Genomic DNA, 14,773 nt, shown 5'->3' with positions numbered 1-14,773 from the left:
CCCTCACTCTGCCGCGTGTTGCGGGAACGGTGTGACGTTGTTCTTCGGCTCTTCCGGCATCTTGCCGTCTGACCCTTCGGGGTGGTCATCATCATCGGTGGTATTGGGGCCGACGCCGATGAAATGCGCCGCCATCGCGCCGACCGCGACCGCACCTGCCACCGCTGCTGCGGGTTTCAGCAGATCCTTCCAGCCCTCGACGATGGGCGAGATTTTCGGGTCTTTCGGCAGGCCGGCATAGCGCTCGGGGTCATCGGCATGTTGCAGCACATACATCACATGCGTGCCGCCAACGCCTGCCGGATCATAGAGGCCCGCATTCTCGTAACCGCGCTCGTTCAGCTCTGCCACGCGGGTCGCGGCGAGGTCTTTCATCTCCTCTTTCGAGCCGAACGCAATCGCGCCGGTCGGGCAGGTTTTCGCACAGGCCGGGGCTTGGCCGACCGCCAGCCGGTCAGAGCAGAGCGTGCATTTATAAGCCTTGTGATCGGTCTTCGAGATCCGCGGCACGTTGAAGGGGCAACCCGCGACACAATAGCCGCAGCCGACGCAGAGGTCGCTTTGGAAATCAACCACACCATTGGCATATTGCACAATCGCGCCGGGGATCGGGCAGGCTTTCAGGCAGCCCGGATCCTCACAATGCATGCAGCCGTCCTTGCGGATCAGCCATTCGAACTTGTCGTTTTCATCGACATGTTCGGTAAAGCGCATCAGCGTCCAGGTCTCGGGATGCAGATCGGCGGGGTTGTCATAGACACCCACGTTGTTCTCGACCGGGCCGCGCAGATCGTTCCATTCGTTGCACGCCACCTGACAGGCCTTGCAGCCGATACAGATCGAGACATCGATCAGTTTGGCGACCTCCATCTGGTGGTCCCGGATCTGGGGGGCTGGGGTCAGATCAGAGGTCGCCGAGCGGCGCACGATGTTTTGCGAGTTCATGCCAGTTCCCCCACCGCTTTTTCGACATTGACAAGGAAGGCTTTGAATTCAGGCGTTTGCGAGTTCGCATCGCCGACGCCCGGCGCCAGAGTATTGGCGAGATACCCCTTGCGGGTCGCGCCCTCGAACCCCCAGTGACAGGGGATGCCGATCTGCTCAACTTCCTGGCCCGCCACATTCAGCGTGCGCATCCGTTTGGTGACCACGGCTTTTGCGGTGATATAGCCGCGTTTGGTCGTCACCTTGACGGTATCGCCGTGCTTGATGCCTTTTTCCGCCGCCAGCTTTTCACCCATTTCGATGAATTGCTCGGGTTGCAGCATTGCGTTCAGATGGCTGTGCTTCGTCCAGTGGCGGAACAGCTCCGTCACCGAATAGGTGGTCGCCACATAGGGGTAATCCGTGCGGTTCCCCATCCGCTCGCGGTCATTCTGGAAGATGCGCGCGGTCGGGTTATGCGTCACGACCTCATGCAGAGGGTTCTTCGCGATCGGGCTTTCAACCGGCTCGTAATGCTCCGGGAAGGGTCCGTCATTCATGCCCTTCTCGGAAAACAGCCGGCCCACGCCTTCGGGCAGCATGATGAACGGCATCGCCGGGCCGCCGGGCGGGATCGTCGCCGGGAAGTCGGGAATATCCGCGCCAACCCATTTCTCGCCATTCCAGTGCAGAATGGCGCGGTCGGGATCCCAGGGATTGCCGTCTTTATCCATACTCGCGCGGTTGTAGAGGATGCGCCGGTTCGCGGGCCAGGCCCAGGACCAGCCAGGCGTGTTGCCAAGGCCAGTATCGGTATTGTCCCGATTGGCCATCTGGTTGCCCTTTTCCGTCCAGGACCCGGCAAAGACCCAGCAAAAGCTTTGTGTGGTGCCGTCATCGCGCAGCTGGCCAAAATTATCCAGCAATTGCCCCTTGCGCAGGATCTGGACTCCGTTCTCGTCGAAAACGTCTTCCAGCGCATAGCCATTGGCCTCTTTCGCCATTTCTTCGGGATGCGGGAAATAGGGGTCGTGATAGGTCTCATGATCCCAGGTCATATGCAGAACCTGCTCCGGGCAGGCGCCGCCTTCGGTCTCATACAGCCGCCGCAGCTCCATCATGATGCCGCCAAGGATCGCCGGGTCGTGCCGTGCCTCGCCCGGGGGCTCCTGGCCGGCAAAGTGCCATTGCAGCCAGCGGCCCGAGTTCACGATCGCGCCGTCTTCTTCCGCGAAACAGTTCGAGGGCAGGCGGAAAACCTCGGTCATGATCTCCTCGGTGGGGACATCATTGAACCGGCCTTCATTCCTCCAGAAGTTCGAAGTCTCGGTCGCAAGCGGGTCGATGATCACCAGAAACTTGAGGTTCGCCAGAGCCTTGGAGGTCTTGTTCTTATCCGGCATCGCCGCCAGCGGGTTGAAGCCCTGCGCGATATAGCCGTTGACCTGACCGTTATACATCATGTCGAAATAGGCCAGCATGTCATAGCTGCGATCCCATTTCGGCAGAAGGTCAAAGGCGAAGGCGTTCTCTTTGGTGGCGTGGGGGCCGTATTGGTTCTTCAGATATGAGATGAAGAATTTCGGCGTGTGTTTCCAGTAATTGACCTGGCCCGGGGTGACATCCTTCGGCGTGGTCTCATCCAGATATTGCGCGAGGCTGGTCTGCTTGTCAGTCGGCAGGTTCATATAGCCCGGCACGCGCAAGGACAGCAGCCCGAGATCGGTATAGCCCTGGATATTCGAATGCCCGCGCAGCGCGTTCACGCCGCCCCCGGCCATGCCGATATTCCCCAACAAAAGCTGGATCATCGCCGCGCCCCGGATGATCTGTGCGCCGCCGGTATGATGGGTCCAGCCGAGCGCGTAGAGCCAGGTCATGGTCTTGTTTTTGGCTGAACAGGATCCGATCACCTCGGCGATCTTCAGGAAATCGGCTTTTTTGACGCCGGTGATTTCCTCGACCATCTCGGGCGTATAGCGGTCGACATGGGCTTTCAGCAGCTGCAGGACCGACCGCGGATGCGTCATCGTCTCATCACGCAAAGCCAGCCCGTCCTCACCGCGCGCATAGGTCCAGGAGGTCTTGTCGTAGCTGTTGGTCTCGGCATTGAAGCCCGAGAATACACCCTCATCAAAGGCGAAGTCATCGCGGATGATCAGCGCGGCGTTGGTGTAGTCGCGCACATAGTCATGCTGGATCTGATCGGTATCGAGCAGATAGCGCACCATGCCCATCAGGAAGGCCGCATCCGACCCGGCCCGGATCGGTGAGAAGAAATCTGCCACCGAGGCCGTCCGGTTGAACCGCGGATCAACCACGATCACCTTTGCCTTGTTCCTGATCTTGGCCTCGATCACCCATTTGAAGCCAACGGGATGCGCCTCGGCCGGGTTGCCGCCCATCACGATCACCACATTGGCGTTCTTTATGTCGACCCAGTGATTGGTCATCGCGCCGCGCCCGAACGAGGGCGCAAGCGCGGACACCGTCGGCGCATGGCAAAGTCGCGCCTGGCAGTCGATCCCCAGCATTCCCAGAGCGCGGGAGAATTTGTAATCCAAGACGCCCGTCTCGTTCGAGGCCGCAGACGAGGCCAGCATCCCCGAGGAAAGCCAGCGGTTCACCAGCTGCCCCTGTTCGTTATGCGAGATGAAGTTCGCGTCGCGATCGTCTTTCAACAGCCGCGCGATGCGTTTCGTCGCATCCTCCCAGCTGATCTTCACCCACTCGGTTGCCCCGGGCGCGCGATATTCGGGATGCGTCAGCCGGCCCTTGGAATGGATCATATCCAGAAGCCCCGCGCCTTTCGGACAAAGCGACCCGCGCGAGACCGGGTGATCCGGGTCACCCTCGATATGGAAGATGCGCGGTTTGGCGTTTTTTGACCCGTCGCCAAGACTGTACATCAGAATGCCGCAACCGACCGAGCAATAGGTGCAGTTGTTGCGGGTCTCTTTCGCGCGCAAAAGCTTGAACGGCCGCACCCCCGCCGAGACCTGTGCCTCGGCAGTTGAAAGCCCCATCGCCTGAGCCGAAAGTGCCGCTGCTCCGGCGCCGAGGATTTTCAGAAAACCGCGACGCCCGATCTTTGTCCTGGCACCATCCATGGCAACCGCTCCTGCCCTTGACTGACTGGGATTGTGTGCGATGGCACACCGTTACCCTGTCGCAGTAGCTGCCGGCTCCGGCAGCGGGCAAGACAGAAGATGCACAATCCGGGGCAGGGCCGCGACATGGTGCAGCATCCGCGGGCAGAAAAAATTCCGAGGCAATTACATGGCTTTACCAAACCCCCGTCCCGCAATGGATTTATTTTGTGATTTAAAATAATTATGATGCAGTAAGCATTGATAATCATGAAACTGTGATATGATGATATCATCCGCCACAGGAGGCCGCCTGGCCGAATGGCCCAGACAGACAAGGGGACGGCCGTGTGTGATTGGCCGTTTTGGCTGTGATTCGTCAGTTTCGTTATGTATATGAAAACATATCGTTCCCGGGTATACCAGCCCCGCTACCCTCTGAGCTCTGCCAGCGACCCCGCATCTGAACCCCGGACAATGCCATGCTGATCCGCCATCTCGACTTCTTCGTGACCCTTGCCGAGGAAGAGCATTTCGGACGCGCGGCGGAACTCTGCGGTGTCAGCCAGCCTGCCTTGTCTCTGGCGATCCGCAAGCTCGAGGATGATCTGGGGATGCCCCTGATCCTGCGCGGCCAGCGCTTTCAGGGCCTGACCGCCGAAGGCGAGAAAGTGCTGATCTGGGGGCGCCAGATCCTCTCGGATTATGGCAATCTGCGCGCCGATCTGTCAGGGCGCCGCAAAGGCGGGCTGACAGGGGTACTACGGCTGGGCGTCTCGGCCTCGGCGATGCCGATGATGGCGCAATTCTGTGAGTATTTCGAGGCACGCAACCCGCTGGCGCGCATCCAGATTTCGCTTACGGATGGCGCGGGAATCGAGGCCGGCCTGACGGACTTCTCGCTGGATGGCGGCTTTGGCTGGCTGCCCGCGCGCCGGGCAAAATCCGACCAGGCGCATCACCTGCCCCTCTGGCAGATGCGGCTGTATTTTGCCTGCCGCAAGGACCACCCCTTTGCTGCGGGCGGGTCGGTCAGCCTGGCCGATGTGGCGACGCAGCCACTGTGCCTGACCGGTGACCTGCCGCTCCTGCGCCCGGCGCTGAAACCTGCGATCCTTTGTTCCGGGCTGGATGGGGTTCTGGCGCATCTGCGTTCGGGCGCCTGGTGCAGCCTGGTGCCCGACAGCCTGATGGCGCTGCTGGCGGAGCAGGACGAGATCCGGCTCCTGCCCGTCAGCGACCAGGGCGAAAGCCATGGCCTTGGCGCGCTTTTGATCCGGCGCGAGCCACAGGCCCCGATGGTGCGCGCCTTTGAAGAGGCGCTGAGCGGGTTTTCCGGCCAGATGGCGGCCTGAATCCCGGCTGCTCCGCCCCTGATCCCAACCTTGTTCCGGCCCGGTCAAAATGCCAGACACGGGAAGAGCCCGTCCCCGAGGAGACCGCCGCGTGACCCTTTCCGACCGCCCGCTGACACGCCCCGCCAACGCGCCCGGCTTTGCGGCAAAGCTGGCGCGCGTTTCGGTTCTGGTGGTGGATGATGAGCCGGGGATGCGCAATTTCATGGCGCGGATCCTTGGGCCGCAATGCCGGCGGATCGAACTGGCGGCCTCGGTCCAGGAGGCGCAGGAATGGCTCGCGGTCGAGCCCTTCGATGTGGTCGTACTGGACAATATCCTCGGCAATGATCGCGGCCTTGACTGGCTGGTGACGCAGCGCGCGCGCGGCATCGTGCCGCCGGTGATCCTGATCTCGGCCTTTGCCGATCTGGAAATCGCGATCGAGGCGATGCAGGCCGGCGTGGTCGATCTGATCCTGAAGCCGTTCCGGTCGAACCAGCTGCTGACGGCGGTGGCGCGGTCGGCCGAACAGGCGCGGCTGATGGGCGAGAACCAGATCCTGAAACACGAGCTGCGGCGCGGGTCGGAAATGACGCCCGGCCCGGTCGCGCTGACCGGTGCCTCGCCCGCGATCACCGCCATTCGCGAGACCATTGCACGGGTGGCGCCGCTGCCGTCTTCGGTCTTGCTGACCGGCCCCTCGGGCAGTGGCAAAGAGGTCGCGGCGCGGCTGATCCATGCGATGTCGGACCGCCGCGATGCGCCCTTCGTGCCCGTCAACAGCGCGACCCTGAATGAGGACCATGCCGAAGCCGATCTCTTCGGCGAAGTCGGCGGCGAGCGGCGCGGGTTCTTCCTCCATGCCCAGGGCGGCACATTGTTTCTGGATGAAATCTCAGAGCTGCCGCTCTCGATCCAGGCCCGGCTGTTGCGCGTGCTGGAAGACCGCCGCATCCGCCCGGTCGGCGCCGAACGCGAGCTGCCGGTCGATATCCGCCTGATTTCCGCCACCAATGCCGATCCGGCGATGCTGGTCGCGACCGGGCGGCTGCGCGAAGATCTCTGGCACCGCATCAATATCCTCCAGCTTCCGATGCCGCCGCTGGCCGCGCGCGGGCGCGATGTGATCGACCTTGCCGCGCATTTCATGGAAACGCTCTCGGGACGGCTGGGGAGGCCGCCGGTCGCGATCACATCCGGGGTCGAAGCCGCCCTGATGGCGCGGCCCTGGCCCGGCAATGTGCGCGAGCTGAGAAACCTGGTGGAGCGGGCGCTGATCCTCGGTGCCTTCCCGCCCGATCTGCTGGGGCAGTGACATGGCGCGGCGCGGCGGCTGGACTTCGGTGCGCGGACGACTGCTGATCATCGCGCTCTTGCCGATGCTGGTGCTGACCCCAATCCTGCTGGGCATCACCATGCAGCGCTGGCTGAACAGGACCGACCAGATCCTCGCCGCACGGGTCACCAGTGACCTGACCGTCGGGCGGCAATATCTCGACCATCTCACCGCCAATACCGCGCGCGACGTGGCGGCGATTGCCCGCTCGGCGGCATATCGCGATGCGTCCCCGGCAAAAATGCCGGCCTTTCTGGAAGAGGCGCGAATGAACGCCGGGCTGGATTTCCTGATGCTGACCGGCACGAACCTGCCGGGCGGAATTTCGTCGCAGCCACAGGGCGGGCTGGCCGTTTTCACCCCCACCGAGCTGGAACAGCTTTCCCCCGGCCTTGCCGCCCGCGCCCGGGTGCCGCTGATCACGACCGAAGGCAGCAACCCCACCGATGCGACCAGCGAGGATCGCGGGCTCGTGGTTCTGGCCACCGATCAGGTGATCCTGCCCAAAGGCGTGAATGGCCGCCTCATCGGCGGTATCCTTCTGAACCGAAACGAGGATTTCATCGACCGGATCTCGGCGCTGGTCTATCCGGCCAGCGATCCGGCGCTGTCCGGGCAGATCGGCGCAGAGCTGGACCTGGGCGTCATCACCCTGTTCCTGGGCGATACCCGCATCTCGACCACGCTGCGCCCGACAGGGACTGAACGCGCCATCGGCACCCGCGCTTCGGCGGCAGTCTCGGCCCAGGTGCTGGGCGTGGGGCAGTCCTGGCATGACACCGCCTTTGTGGTGAATGGCTGGTATATCTCGGCCTATGAGGCATTGACGGATGTGAAGGGAAACCGGGTCGGAATGCTTTACGCCGGCATCCCGAAAGCGCCTTATACAAAGGCCCGGCAGGTGACGCTTGTGATGATCGGCGCGGCATTCCTGCTGGTCGGCGGGCTTTTCGTGCCGCTCGCGCTCAGCTGGGCGCGCGGCATTTTCCGCCCGCTTGCGGCGATGCGGGACACGATCGCGCTGGTCGAGGCCGGCGATATGGGGGCACGCACCGGCCCGGTTCCGGGCGCCGCCGAAATCGCCATGGTTTCGACCCATCTGGATGCGCTGCTCGCGCTGCTGTCGGCCCGCGAACAGGAACTGCGCGGCCTGAATGCTGATCTGAATGCCCGGGTAGAAGAACGCACCAAGGACCTTACCCGCGCCAATCAGGCGCTCCAGGCCACCAGCCGCCAGCTGATCCTTGCGGAAAAGCTCGCCACCATCGGCGAGGTGACCGCCGGGGTCGCTCATGAGATCAACAATCCGCTGGCGGTGATTTCCGGCAATCTGGAAGTCATTCGCATGGTGCTGGCGGAGCGCGCTTCTGATATCACGCCGGAACTGCGGCTGATCGACGAACAGATCCGGCGCATCAACGGGCTGGTGTCACAGCTGTTGCAATTCGCCCGGCCCGAAGAATTCACCGATGGACCGCTCAGTACCGACCCCGCCGCCGCGATCCAGGGGCTGAAACCGCTGATCCGCCACTTGCTGGCGCGATCCGGCGTGGTGCTGGTGGAAGAGATCCACTCAACGCGCCTGATCCGCATGAACCCACATGAGCTGCAGCAGGTGCTGATCAACCTTGTCTCGAATGCAGTCCAGGCGATGCCTCAGGGCGGGCAGATCACCTTGCGGCTGGAGGACGGGGCGGAAAACGGGCGCGATGGCGTGGTGATCGTGCTGAGCGATAACGGGCCGGGCATGGATCCTGCGATTCTCGCGCGCGCCTTTGATCCCTTCTTCACCACGCGCGGGCGTGAGGGCGGCACCGGCCTCGGCCTGCCGATCTGCCTGAACCTCGTGACCCGTCAGGGCGGCAGCCTGACTGCAGACAGCACGCCAGGCAGCCCGACAGACAGCCTCCCCGGCAGGGGCACCCGTTTCCGCATCTTCCTGCCGATGGCGGATGACAGCCCGGATTGACCGCCGCCGGCCCGGCGCAGATCATGAGCTCTGGCGGAGGGCGGATGATGCTGACACGGCGCAGGGTATTGGCGGGGACAGCTCTGACGGCCCTGCCGGGTTGGCTGCTTGCACGCGGGCTGAAAGCCGATGAGACGGTGCTCTTCCTGCCCGGCTATGCCCGCGACCTGCAACCGGGTGTCATCGAGGTCAATATCGAGGCCTGGGTGTTCGAATTCGAACGCCGCCCCGGGGCGCGGCTTGCTTTCACCACCGCGCTTGGCATCGACATGGAAGCCGCAGGCCCCGAAGCAAACGAGATCTTCGCTGAGCGCAGTCGCTGGTTCCTGACCGATTCCGAGCGCGGTAAGGAACTGCTGATCCGCTTCGACGGTTTCGACAGCCTGGACGCGCCGGAAAGCCTCCTCCCCGCCACGGATCGCGGTGGTCGGGTCTCGGCGCGGCTCAGGATTCCTGCGCCGGGCGATGACCGCCTGATCCGATTTCACACCAGCCGCGACGGCGCGGAGGAACGTTTCGAAGGCATAGCCCATCTGGTGCCGGCCGAGGGCCTTTCGATCATTTCGGATATCGACGACACGATAAAAATCAGCAACGTCGCCGATACGCGCGCGCTGCTGCGGGGCAGCCTGACAGAACCGTTCAAACCCACCCCCGGCATGGCCGCCTTCTACCGCCGCCTCGCGCGGCAGGCCGGCGCGTGTTTCCACTACCTGTCGTCAAGCCCGATCCAGCTGGCCCCGGCGCTGAGCGGGTTTATCCGTGACGAGGCCTTCCCGCCTGGCAGCCTGCATCTGCGCGAAAGCACCGCCTGGAACCGGCTTTTGCCCGGCGCGGACAGTACGGTTCAGCATAAGGGCGCAATATTGCGCCAGATCCTGACCGACTTCCCCTCCCGCCGCTTTTTGCTGATCGGCGACAGCGGCGAGCAGGATCCAGAGATTTACGCCGAAGCCGCCCGCAGCCATCCTGATCGCGACATCACCATTCTGATCCGCGAAGTGGCAGGCAGCGATCTCAGCCCCATACGGCTTGATGCGGCCTTTGCCGGGACCACCGCACGCTGGCACCTGATCCCGGAAAGCGGGCCGGAGGAGGGCTGGTCGCCCCTTTGACCTCAGACAATCGACGGCGGTGAGAGATACGGTACCCCGGCGTGCAGGCCCGCAATGAGGACCAGCATGCATGCAAGCGCTTCGGCCGGGCAAACTGGAAGAAATGGTCCGGTTATCATCGACGAAGTCGTGTGAAAGCCACAATGAGATGCCTCAAGTTTCTTGGAGAGCTCAGCAGAGTCTCCATGCAATGAAGTTCGTTTTGTCGTCAGCGCGGGCATTGTGATCTATGAGACGCGATCCCCAGACATCATGACCGCCGACGGATGATCCACTTTTTCGTGAACTCGCGCACCGCATTCGCGTTCCGAACCTGGCTCCGCCGTGGTTCCTGGGTTTTGAAAAATCAAATAGCCGCCCCGAAGGACGGCCATTTTGTGCTGGTATTCCAGTAGATTACTGGTGCCGCTGAAGGGACTCGAACCCCCGACCCCATCATTACGAATGACGTGCTCTACCAGCTGAGCTACAGCGGCATATTCCAGATGCAGGCCCCTCTTCTGCCCTGCTTGTCGTCGACGGCCTCGGAACTCTTTGGCTTTGCCTGTCACCTGGCATCGAATTCGCTGCCTGTGAAAGCTCTGCCGATCACGTTACCGGAACCATGCAGGCGCCCGTTTAAACGCGCGGGGCCGTCTTGTCCAGTGTCCGTTCACGGCAATTTCTCTTACCCGCCCACCCGCATTGGAGAGGTAGGGGCATAGGACAGGCGCGGTGGCGCGACGGGCGCCCCCGGGAGGCCGGCGACACGTCCCGGCTGCGCCCCTCAGGGCAAGTGTCCCCAGACAGCTCGCCATCCTGCACCGCAGGCAATCTTGCGGACATTTCACACAAACCGACATAAAATCCTGATATTTATCAATATATTCTGCGATATCGGTCCTGGCGCCCACTTCTGCGACATCCGTGACCCCGTCCCGGCTCCGCGTGACACCTGGGCGGGCGCAGGAGGATCTTTAGTATACTGGACTTACAGCGTAATCTCCTCTGTGGCCAAAAGCGTGAGCGGATGGCGCGTCTCCATGACTCGCACGCATCGCAAAGTCGTTTCCGCGCCGATCTGATCTGTCGCGCCCCTGGGCTGACCCGGGCAAGAAGTGGCCAGAGCAAGGACTGGCCACACGATCCGGGGTTACACGGCAGGCCGGCTCCGGCGCGCTGTCGGTCCAGATCAATGTGGAATCAAGACGTCCAGAGCGCCCTGAATTTCGGCCTTCGTCAAATCGCTCCAGACGACGCGGTCGATCCGGATAGCGGCAGTGTACCGCCCCTGTCGGTCGGGCCCTTCGCATCCTTTGCTGGAAGGTCATGCGCCATACATTGCGAGGCAAATACCCCGGACCTGACCAGTCCCGCCGATGACCTCGGCCATATCCGGGCGCGGACGCCCCTTCCGGGATGGCGCAGTCTCTCAGGCCCAGACCTGATCCGGATCAGGCAGGGGGATCGCATCAAGGAGCTCCCGAGTATAGGCCGCCCGCGGCTGGTCGAACAGCGCTGCCGTATCAGAGGATTCGACGATCTCACCCTGGTAAAGCACCATAATCCGGGAACACAGCCTCCGGATCACGCTCAGGTCATGGCTGATAAAGGCCAGTGTCAGGCCAAGCTCTTTCACCAGCCGCTCCAGCAGGTTCAGCACCTGCGCCTGGCTCGAGACATCCAGCCCCGAGACGATCTCATCCGCGAGGATGAAGTCCGGGCGCAGCGCGATGGCGCGGGCGATGCCCACCCGCTGCCGCTGGCCGCCCGACATCTCATGCGGGTAGCGGCTGGCCATGTCCTGCGGGAAGCCCACGAGTTCCAGCGCCTCGGCGACGCGGCCCCGCACATCCGCCACACCATGCAGCCGCAGAGGCGCCGCGATCAGCTGACCCACCCGGTGGCGCGGGTTCAGCGATGACATCGGGTCCTGGAAAATCATCTGGAACCGCCGCCTGAGCGGGCGCAGCGCGGCGTCATTCAGATGGCTGATATCCTGGCCGTCAAACAGGAGCCGACCCGCAGTCGGCTCCAGCAGCCGCACGAGACAGCGCCCGAGGGTCGACTTCCCCGAGCCCGATCCGCCGACAATCCCGATGATCTCGCCTTTTGCGATGGCGAAATCGAGGCCTTTGAGGATCTCGTTGCGCGGTGCCGGCCCCCAAAGCGGCTTGCGATTCAGATCGGGGAGCGAAAGGCGCAGCCCCTCGACACGGTAAAGCAGTTCAGACATGCGCGCGCTCCCGGTCAAAAGCATCGATCTCGGCCCGCACAGCCGCGATGACCTGGTCGGGCACCGGGGTCAGGCTGGCGGTCGGATCGGTGTATTTCGGCGTCGCGGCCAGCAGCGCCCGCGAATAAGCATGGCGCGGACCGGCAAAGAAGCCCGGCACGTCATTATCCTCGACCACCATACCACCATAAAGCACCGAGAGCCGGTTACAGACCTTGGATACGACGCCCAGATCATGGGTCACGAACAGAAGTGCCGTACAATGCCTGGCCTGCATATCCCTGATAAGCTTCAGGATCTGCTTTTGCACCGTTACATCCAGCGCGGTCGTCGGCTCATCGGCGACGATCAGTTTCGGTGCGGTAGCAAAGGCCGAAGCGATCAGGATCCGCTGCCGCATTCCCCCGGAAAGCTCATGCGGATAGGCCCGCATCACCCGCGCGGGGTCCTGGATCCTGACCTCGTCGAGCAACTCTTCGGCCCGCGCCACCGCCCGCGCCCGGTCCCAGCCCAGGATGTCCACCAGCCGGTCGGTGATCTGCGGCGCGATCCGGCGCGACGGGTTCAGCGCGGTCAGCGGATCCTGCGGGATCAGCGCACAGGTCTGACCGATCCGATGCCGCCGATCTTTATCAGACAGACGCTGCAGGTCTTCGCCGCCGAGGAGGATCTCGCCCCCCGTCACCTCGACCGCTTTCGGCAAGATCCCCAAAACCGCCTTGCCGATCATCGACTTGCCGGCACCACTTTCCCCAACCAGCCCCCGCACCTCGCCCGGCGCAACCGAGAGCGAAACACTGCGCAAAAGCGGGTGGTTCTGGCGCGTGATCCGCGCCGACAGGCCCTTCAGCTCAAGATAAGTCATCGCAGCACCGGATCGTAGCGGTTCTTCAGCCCTTCCCCCAGCTGGGAAAAGGCAAGAACGGTCAGGAAAAGCGCGATCAGCGGGAAGACCAAAACCCACCAGGCCTGGTTGATCGAGATCCGGCCTTCGGAAATCATCCCGCCCCAGGTCGGGTCATCGGTCGGGATCGAAAGGTTCACGAAACTGAGGATCGCCTCGATGATCACCGCGATGCCCATCTCCAGCGTCAAAAGCACCACGATGGTCGGTGCAACATTGGGCAGGATCTCGGTCAGCATGGTCGAGATACGGCCCCGACCGACCACGCGCGCCGAGGCGACATAATCCATCGCCCCCTGCCCCATCGCCTCGGCCCGGATCACCCGGGCAAACCGCGTCCAGTCGATCACCACGATCGCCACGATGATCGAGAAAAGCCCCGGCCCCATCACCGCGATCAGCAGGATGGAAAACAAAACCGGCGGAAAGGCCATCCAGATGTCGATAAAGCGCGAGATGATCGTGTCGACCCAGCCGCGCATATAGCCCGCCATCAGCCCCAGCCCCGCGCCAAGGACACAGGTGATCCCCCCCGCAACCAGCGCCACCGCCAGCGCGATCCGCGCGCCATAGATGATCCGGCTCAGCACATCGCGGCCAAGGCTGTCGGTCCCGAGCCAATAGCCAGGCTCGGCCCCCGCCATCCAGAAAGGCGGCATCCGGCCCAGGAACAGATCCTGCGCCAGCGGATCCTGCGGTGCTATCAGCGGCGCAAAAACCGCCGCCAGCGCCACCACACCAATCCAGCCTGCCGAGAGCCAGAGCCGCGGCCCCGCCCGGCGTTTCACAAGCGAACGGGCATCAGCCATGACGCAGCCTCGGGTTCAGAACGGCATAAAGCAGATCAACCACCAGGTTCACCCCGGTAAAGATCAGCGCGAAGAGGATCACGATCCCCTGGATCAGCGGCAGATCGCGGTTGATCACCGCCTCGATGGCCATATTGCCAAGGCCCTCATAGGAAAACAGCCGCTCGATGATCACGGTGCCGCCGATCAGAAAGGTGAACTGTACGCCCACCAGCGTCAGCGTCGGCAGGACCGCATTGCGCAAAGCCTCGCGCAAAATGACATGCGTCTCGCCATACCCCCGGGTCCGCGCCAGCGTCACGTAATCCAGATGCATGGTTTCTTTCAGGCTTTGCTTCAACAGTTGCCCGATGATCGCCGATAAAGGGATCGCCAGCGCCAGCGCCGGCAGGAACATATGGCTGACGATATCGGCCCAAAGATCGAATCGCAGCCGGATCAGGCTCTCGAACAGGTAGAAATTGGTCGCAAAGGGCAGATCCAGCGACGGCGTCACCCGGCCCGAGATATGAAACACCGGCCAGAGCACGCCAAACCCCAGGATCAAGAGCAGCCCCCAAAGGAAGTCCGGCACCGAAAGCGCCATCCCATTGGCAATATCAATCGCGGCTTCGGTCTTCGTCTCGCGCCGTCTCGTGCCCCAGAGCGCCACAAAGCCGCCTATGAGACAGGCCATGACCAGCGCCATGACCGACAGTTCCAGCGTCGCCGGAAGCCGCCCCAGCACCATCCCCGTCACCGGCTGGCGCGCCGTGATCGAGGTGCCGAAATCTCCCTGCACCACGCCACCGAGCCAGATGAAAAACTGCTCCGGGATCGAGCGGTCAAAGCCGTAAAGCGCATTCAGCCGCCCGATATCGGCCTCACTCGCCCCCGGAGGCAGCATCATCGCAATCGGATTCCCCGGCACGACCCGGATGACGACAAAGACAATCACCGCCACGCCCATGAGCGTGATCAATGTCGTCACCAGCCGCCCCATTACTGTTCTGAAGAATTGCATGGCCAAATCCCGAAAGCGCCGCAGCCCCGGCCCTTTCATCTGTCCCTAAATATCCCGCGGGGGTCCGGGGGC

At 63.0% G+C, this 14,773-nt stretch carries 10 protein-coding genes, 1 tRNA gene and 1 pseudogene; 5 read left to right on the top strand and 7 right to left on the bottom strand.

All coding sequences use genetic code 11. The features are described from left to right. Positions 1-3: 3 nt before the first annotated feature. On the bottom strand, positions 4-945 hold the full coding sequence (fdxH, locus tag QNO18_RS04010) for a formate dehydrogenase subunit beta (protein WP_198835629.1): 942 nt from the start codon (positions 943-945) through the stop codon (positions 4-6). Next, on the bottom strand, positions 942-4,034 hold the full coding sequence (fdnG, locus tag QNO18_RS04005) for a formate dehydrogenase-N subunit alpha (protein WP_283176634.1): 3,093 nt from the start codon (positions 4,032-4,034) through the stop codon (positions 942-944). Before fdnG ends, fdxH begins: the two co-directional genes overlap by 4 nt. A gap of 461 nt (positions 4,035-4,495) precedes the next feature. Here fdnG and QNO18_RS04000 point away from each other — a divergent pair, with 461 nt between their 5' ends. The 5 genes and pseudogenes from QNO18_RS04000 to QNO18_RS03980 form a co-directional block, all read left to right on the top strand. Then, entirely contained in the window at positions 4,496-5,368 is an 873-nt protein-coding gene (locus QNO18_RS04000) for a LysR family transcriptional regulator (protein WP_283176633.1), read from the top strand. A 91-nt stretch (positions 5,369-5,459) separates the two neighbouring features. Next, positions 5,460-6,665, top strand: coding sequence for a sigma-54 dependent transcriptional regulator (locus QNO18_RS03995; RefSeq protein WP_283176632.1), 1,206 nt, complete (start codon positions 5,460-5,462; stop codon positions 6,663-6,665). Position 6,666: 1 nt separating this feature from the next. Further along, a complete protein-coding gene (locus QNO18_RS03990) occupies positions 6,667-8,655 on the top strand; it encodes an ATP-binding protein (RefSeq protein ID WP_283176631.1) in 1,989 nt (662 codons plus the stop codon). Positions 8,656-8,678: 23 nt separating this feature from the next. Further along, on the top strand, positions 8,679-9,770 hold the full coding sequence (locus QNO18_RS03985) for a phosphatase domain-containing protein (RefSeq protein WP_283176630.1): 1,092 nt from the start codon (positions 8,679-8,681) through the stop codon (positions 9,768-9,770). Between the two features lie 44 nt (positions 9,771-9,814). After that, positions 9,815-9,940: pseudogene (locus tag QNO18_RS03980) on the top strand (IS5/IS1182 family transposase); the annotation flags it as partial. A gap of 230 nt (positions 9,941-10,170) precedes the next feature. Here the strand turns inward: QNO18_RS03980 and QNO18_RS03975 are convergent. The 5 genes from QNO18_RS03975 to QNO18_RS03955 all read right to left on the bottom strand — a co-directional run bounded on the left by QNO18_RS03975 (position 10,171) and on the right by QNO18_RS03955 (position 14,701). Next, positions 10,171-10,246: transfer RNA gene (locus QNO18_RS03975), tRNA-Thr, on the bottom strand. A 935-nt stretch (positions 10,247-11,181) separates the two neighbouring features. After that, a complete protein-coding gene (locus tag QNO18_RS03970) occupies positions 11,182-11,985 on the bottom strand; it encodes an ATP-binding cassette domain-containing protein (RefSeq protein WP_283176629.1) in 804 nt (267 codons plus the stop codon). Continuing rightward, positions 11,978-12,850 carry an ABC transporter ATP-binding protein gene (locus QNO18_RS03965; RefSeq protein WP_283176628.1) on the bottom strand — a complete coding sequence of 291 codons (873 nt, stop codon included), beginning with the start codon at positions 12,848-12,850 and terminating at the stop codon, positions 11,978-11,980. Before QNO18_RS03965 ends, QNO18_RS03970 begins: the two co-directional genes overlap by 8 nt. Beyond that, complete coding sequence (locus QNO18_RS03960) at positions 12,847-13,698, bottom strand: ABC transporter permease (RefSeq protein WP_283176627.1); 852 nt, start codon at positions 13,696-13,698, stop codon at positions 12,847-12,849. The genes QNO18_RS03965 and QNO18_RS03960 overlap by 4 nt, the downstream gene beginning before the upstream one ends. Next, positions 13,691-14,701 (bottom strand): ABC transporter permease, encoded by a 1,011-nt coding sequence (locus QNO18_RS03955; RefSeq protein WP_283176626.1) that lies wholly within the window; start codon positions 14,699-14,701, stop codon positions 13,691-13,693. The genes QNO18_RS03960 and QNO18_RS03955 overlap by 8 nt, the downstream gene beginning before the upstream one ends. Positions 14,702-14,773 lie beyond the last annotated feature (72 nt).

Origin of the sequence: Gemmobacter sp. 24YEA27 (assembly GCF_030052995.1) — a bacterium.
GTDB lineage: Bacteria > Pseudomonadota > Alphaproteobacteria > Rhodobacterales > Rhodobacteraceae > Pseudogemmobacter.
Note: the sequence above shows the minus strand (reverse complement) of the source record. Positions and strands in the feature narration are given on the sequence as shown.

Bases quoted from the DNA above. Each gene is read 5' to 3' on its own strand.
- fdxH (WP_198835629.1), bottom strand. From the start codon at position 945: ATGAACTCGCAAAACATCGTGCGCCGCTCGGCGACCTCTGATCTGACC.
- fdnG (WP_283176634.1), bottom strand. From the start codon at position 4,034: ATGGATGGTGCCAGGACAAAGATCGGGCGTCGCGGTTTTCTGAAAATC.
- QNO18_RS04000 (WP_283176633.1), top strand. From the start codon at position 4,496: ATGCTGATCCGCCATCTCGACTTCTTCGTGACCCTTGCCGAGGAAGAG.
- QNO18_RS03990 (WP_283176631.1), top strand. From the start codon at position 6,667: ATGGCGCGGCGCGGCGGCTGGACTTCGGTGCGCGGACGACTGCTGATC.
- QNO18_RS03985 (WP_283176630.1), top strand. From the start codon at position 8,679: ATGAGCTCTGGCGGAGGGCGGATGATGCTGACACGGCGCAGGGTATTG.
- QNO18_RS03970 (WP_283176629.1), bottom strand. From the start codon at position 11,985: ATGTCTGAACTGCTTTACCGTGTCGAGGGGCTGCGCCTTTCGCTCCCC.
- QNO18_RS03965 (WP_283176628.1), bottom strand. From the start codon at position 12,850: ATGACTTATCTTGAGCTGAAGGGCCTGTCGGCGCGGATCACGCGCCAG.
- QNO18_RS03960 (WP_283176627.1), bottom strand. From the start codon at position 13,698: ATGGCTGATGCCCGTTCGCTTGTGAAACGCCGGGCGGGGCCGCGGCTC.
- QNO18_RS03955 (WP_283176626.1), bottom strand. From the start codon at position 14,701: ATGCAATTCTTCAGAACAGTAATGGGGCGGCTGGTGACGACATTGATC.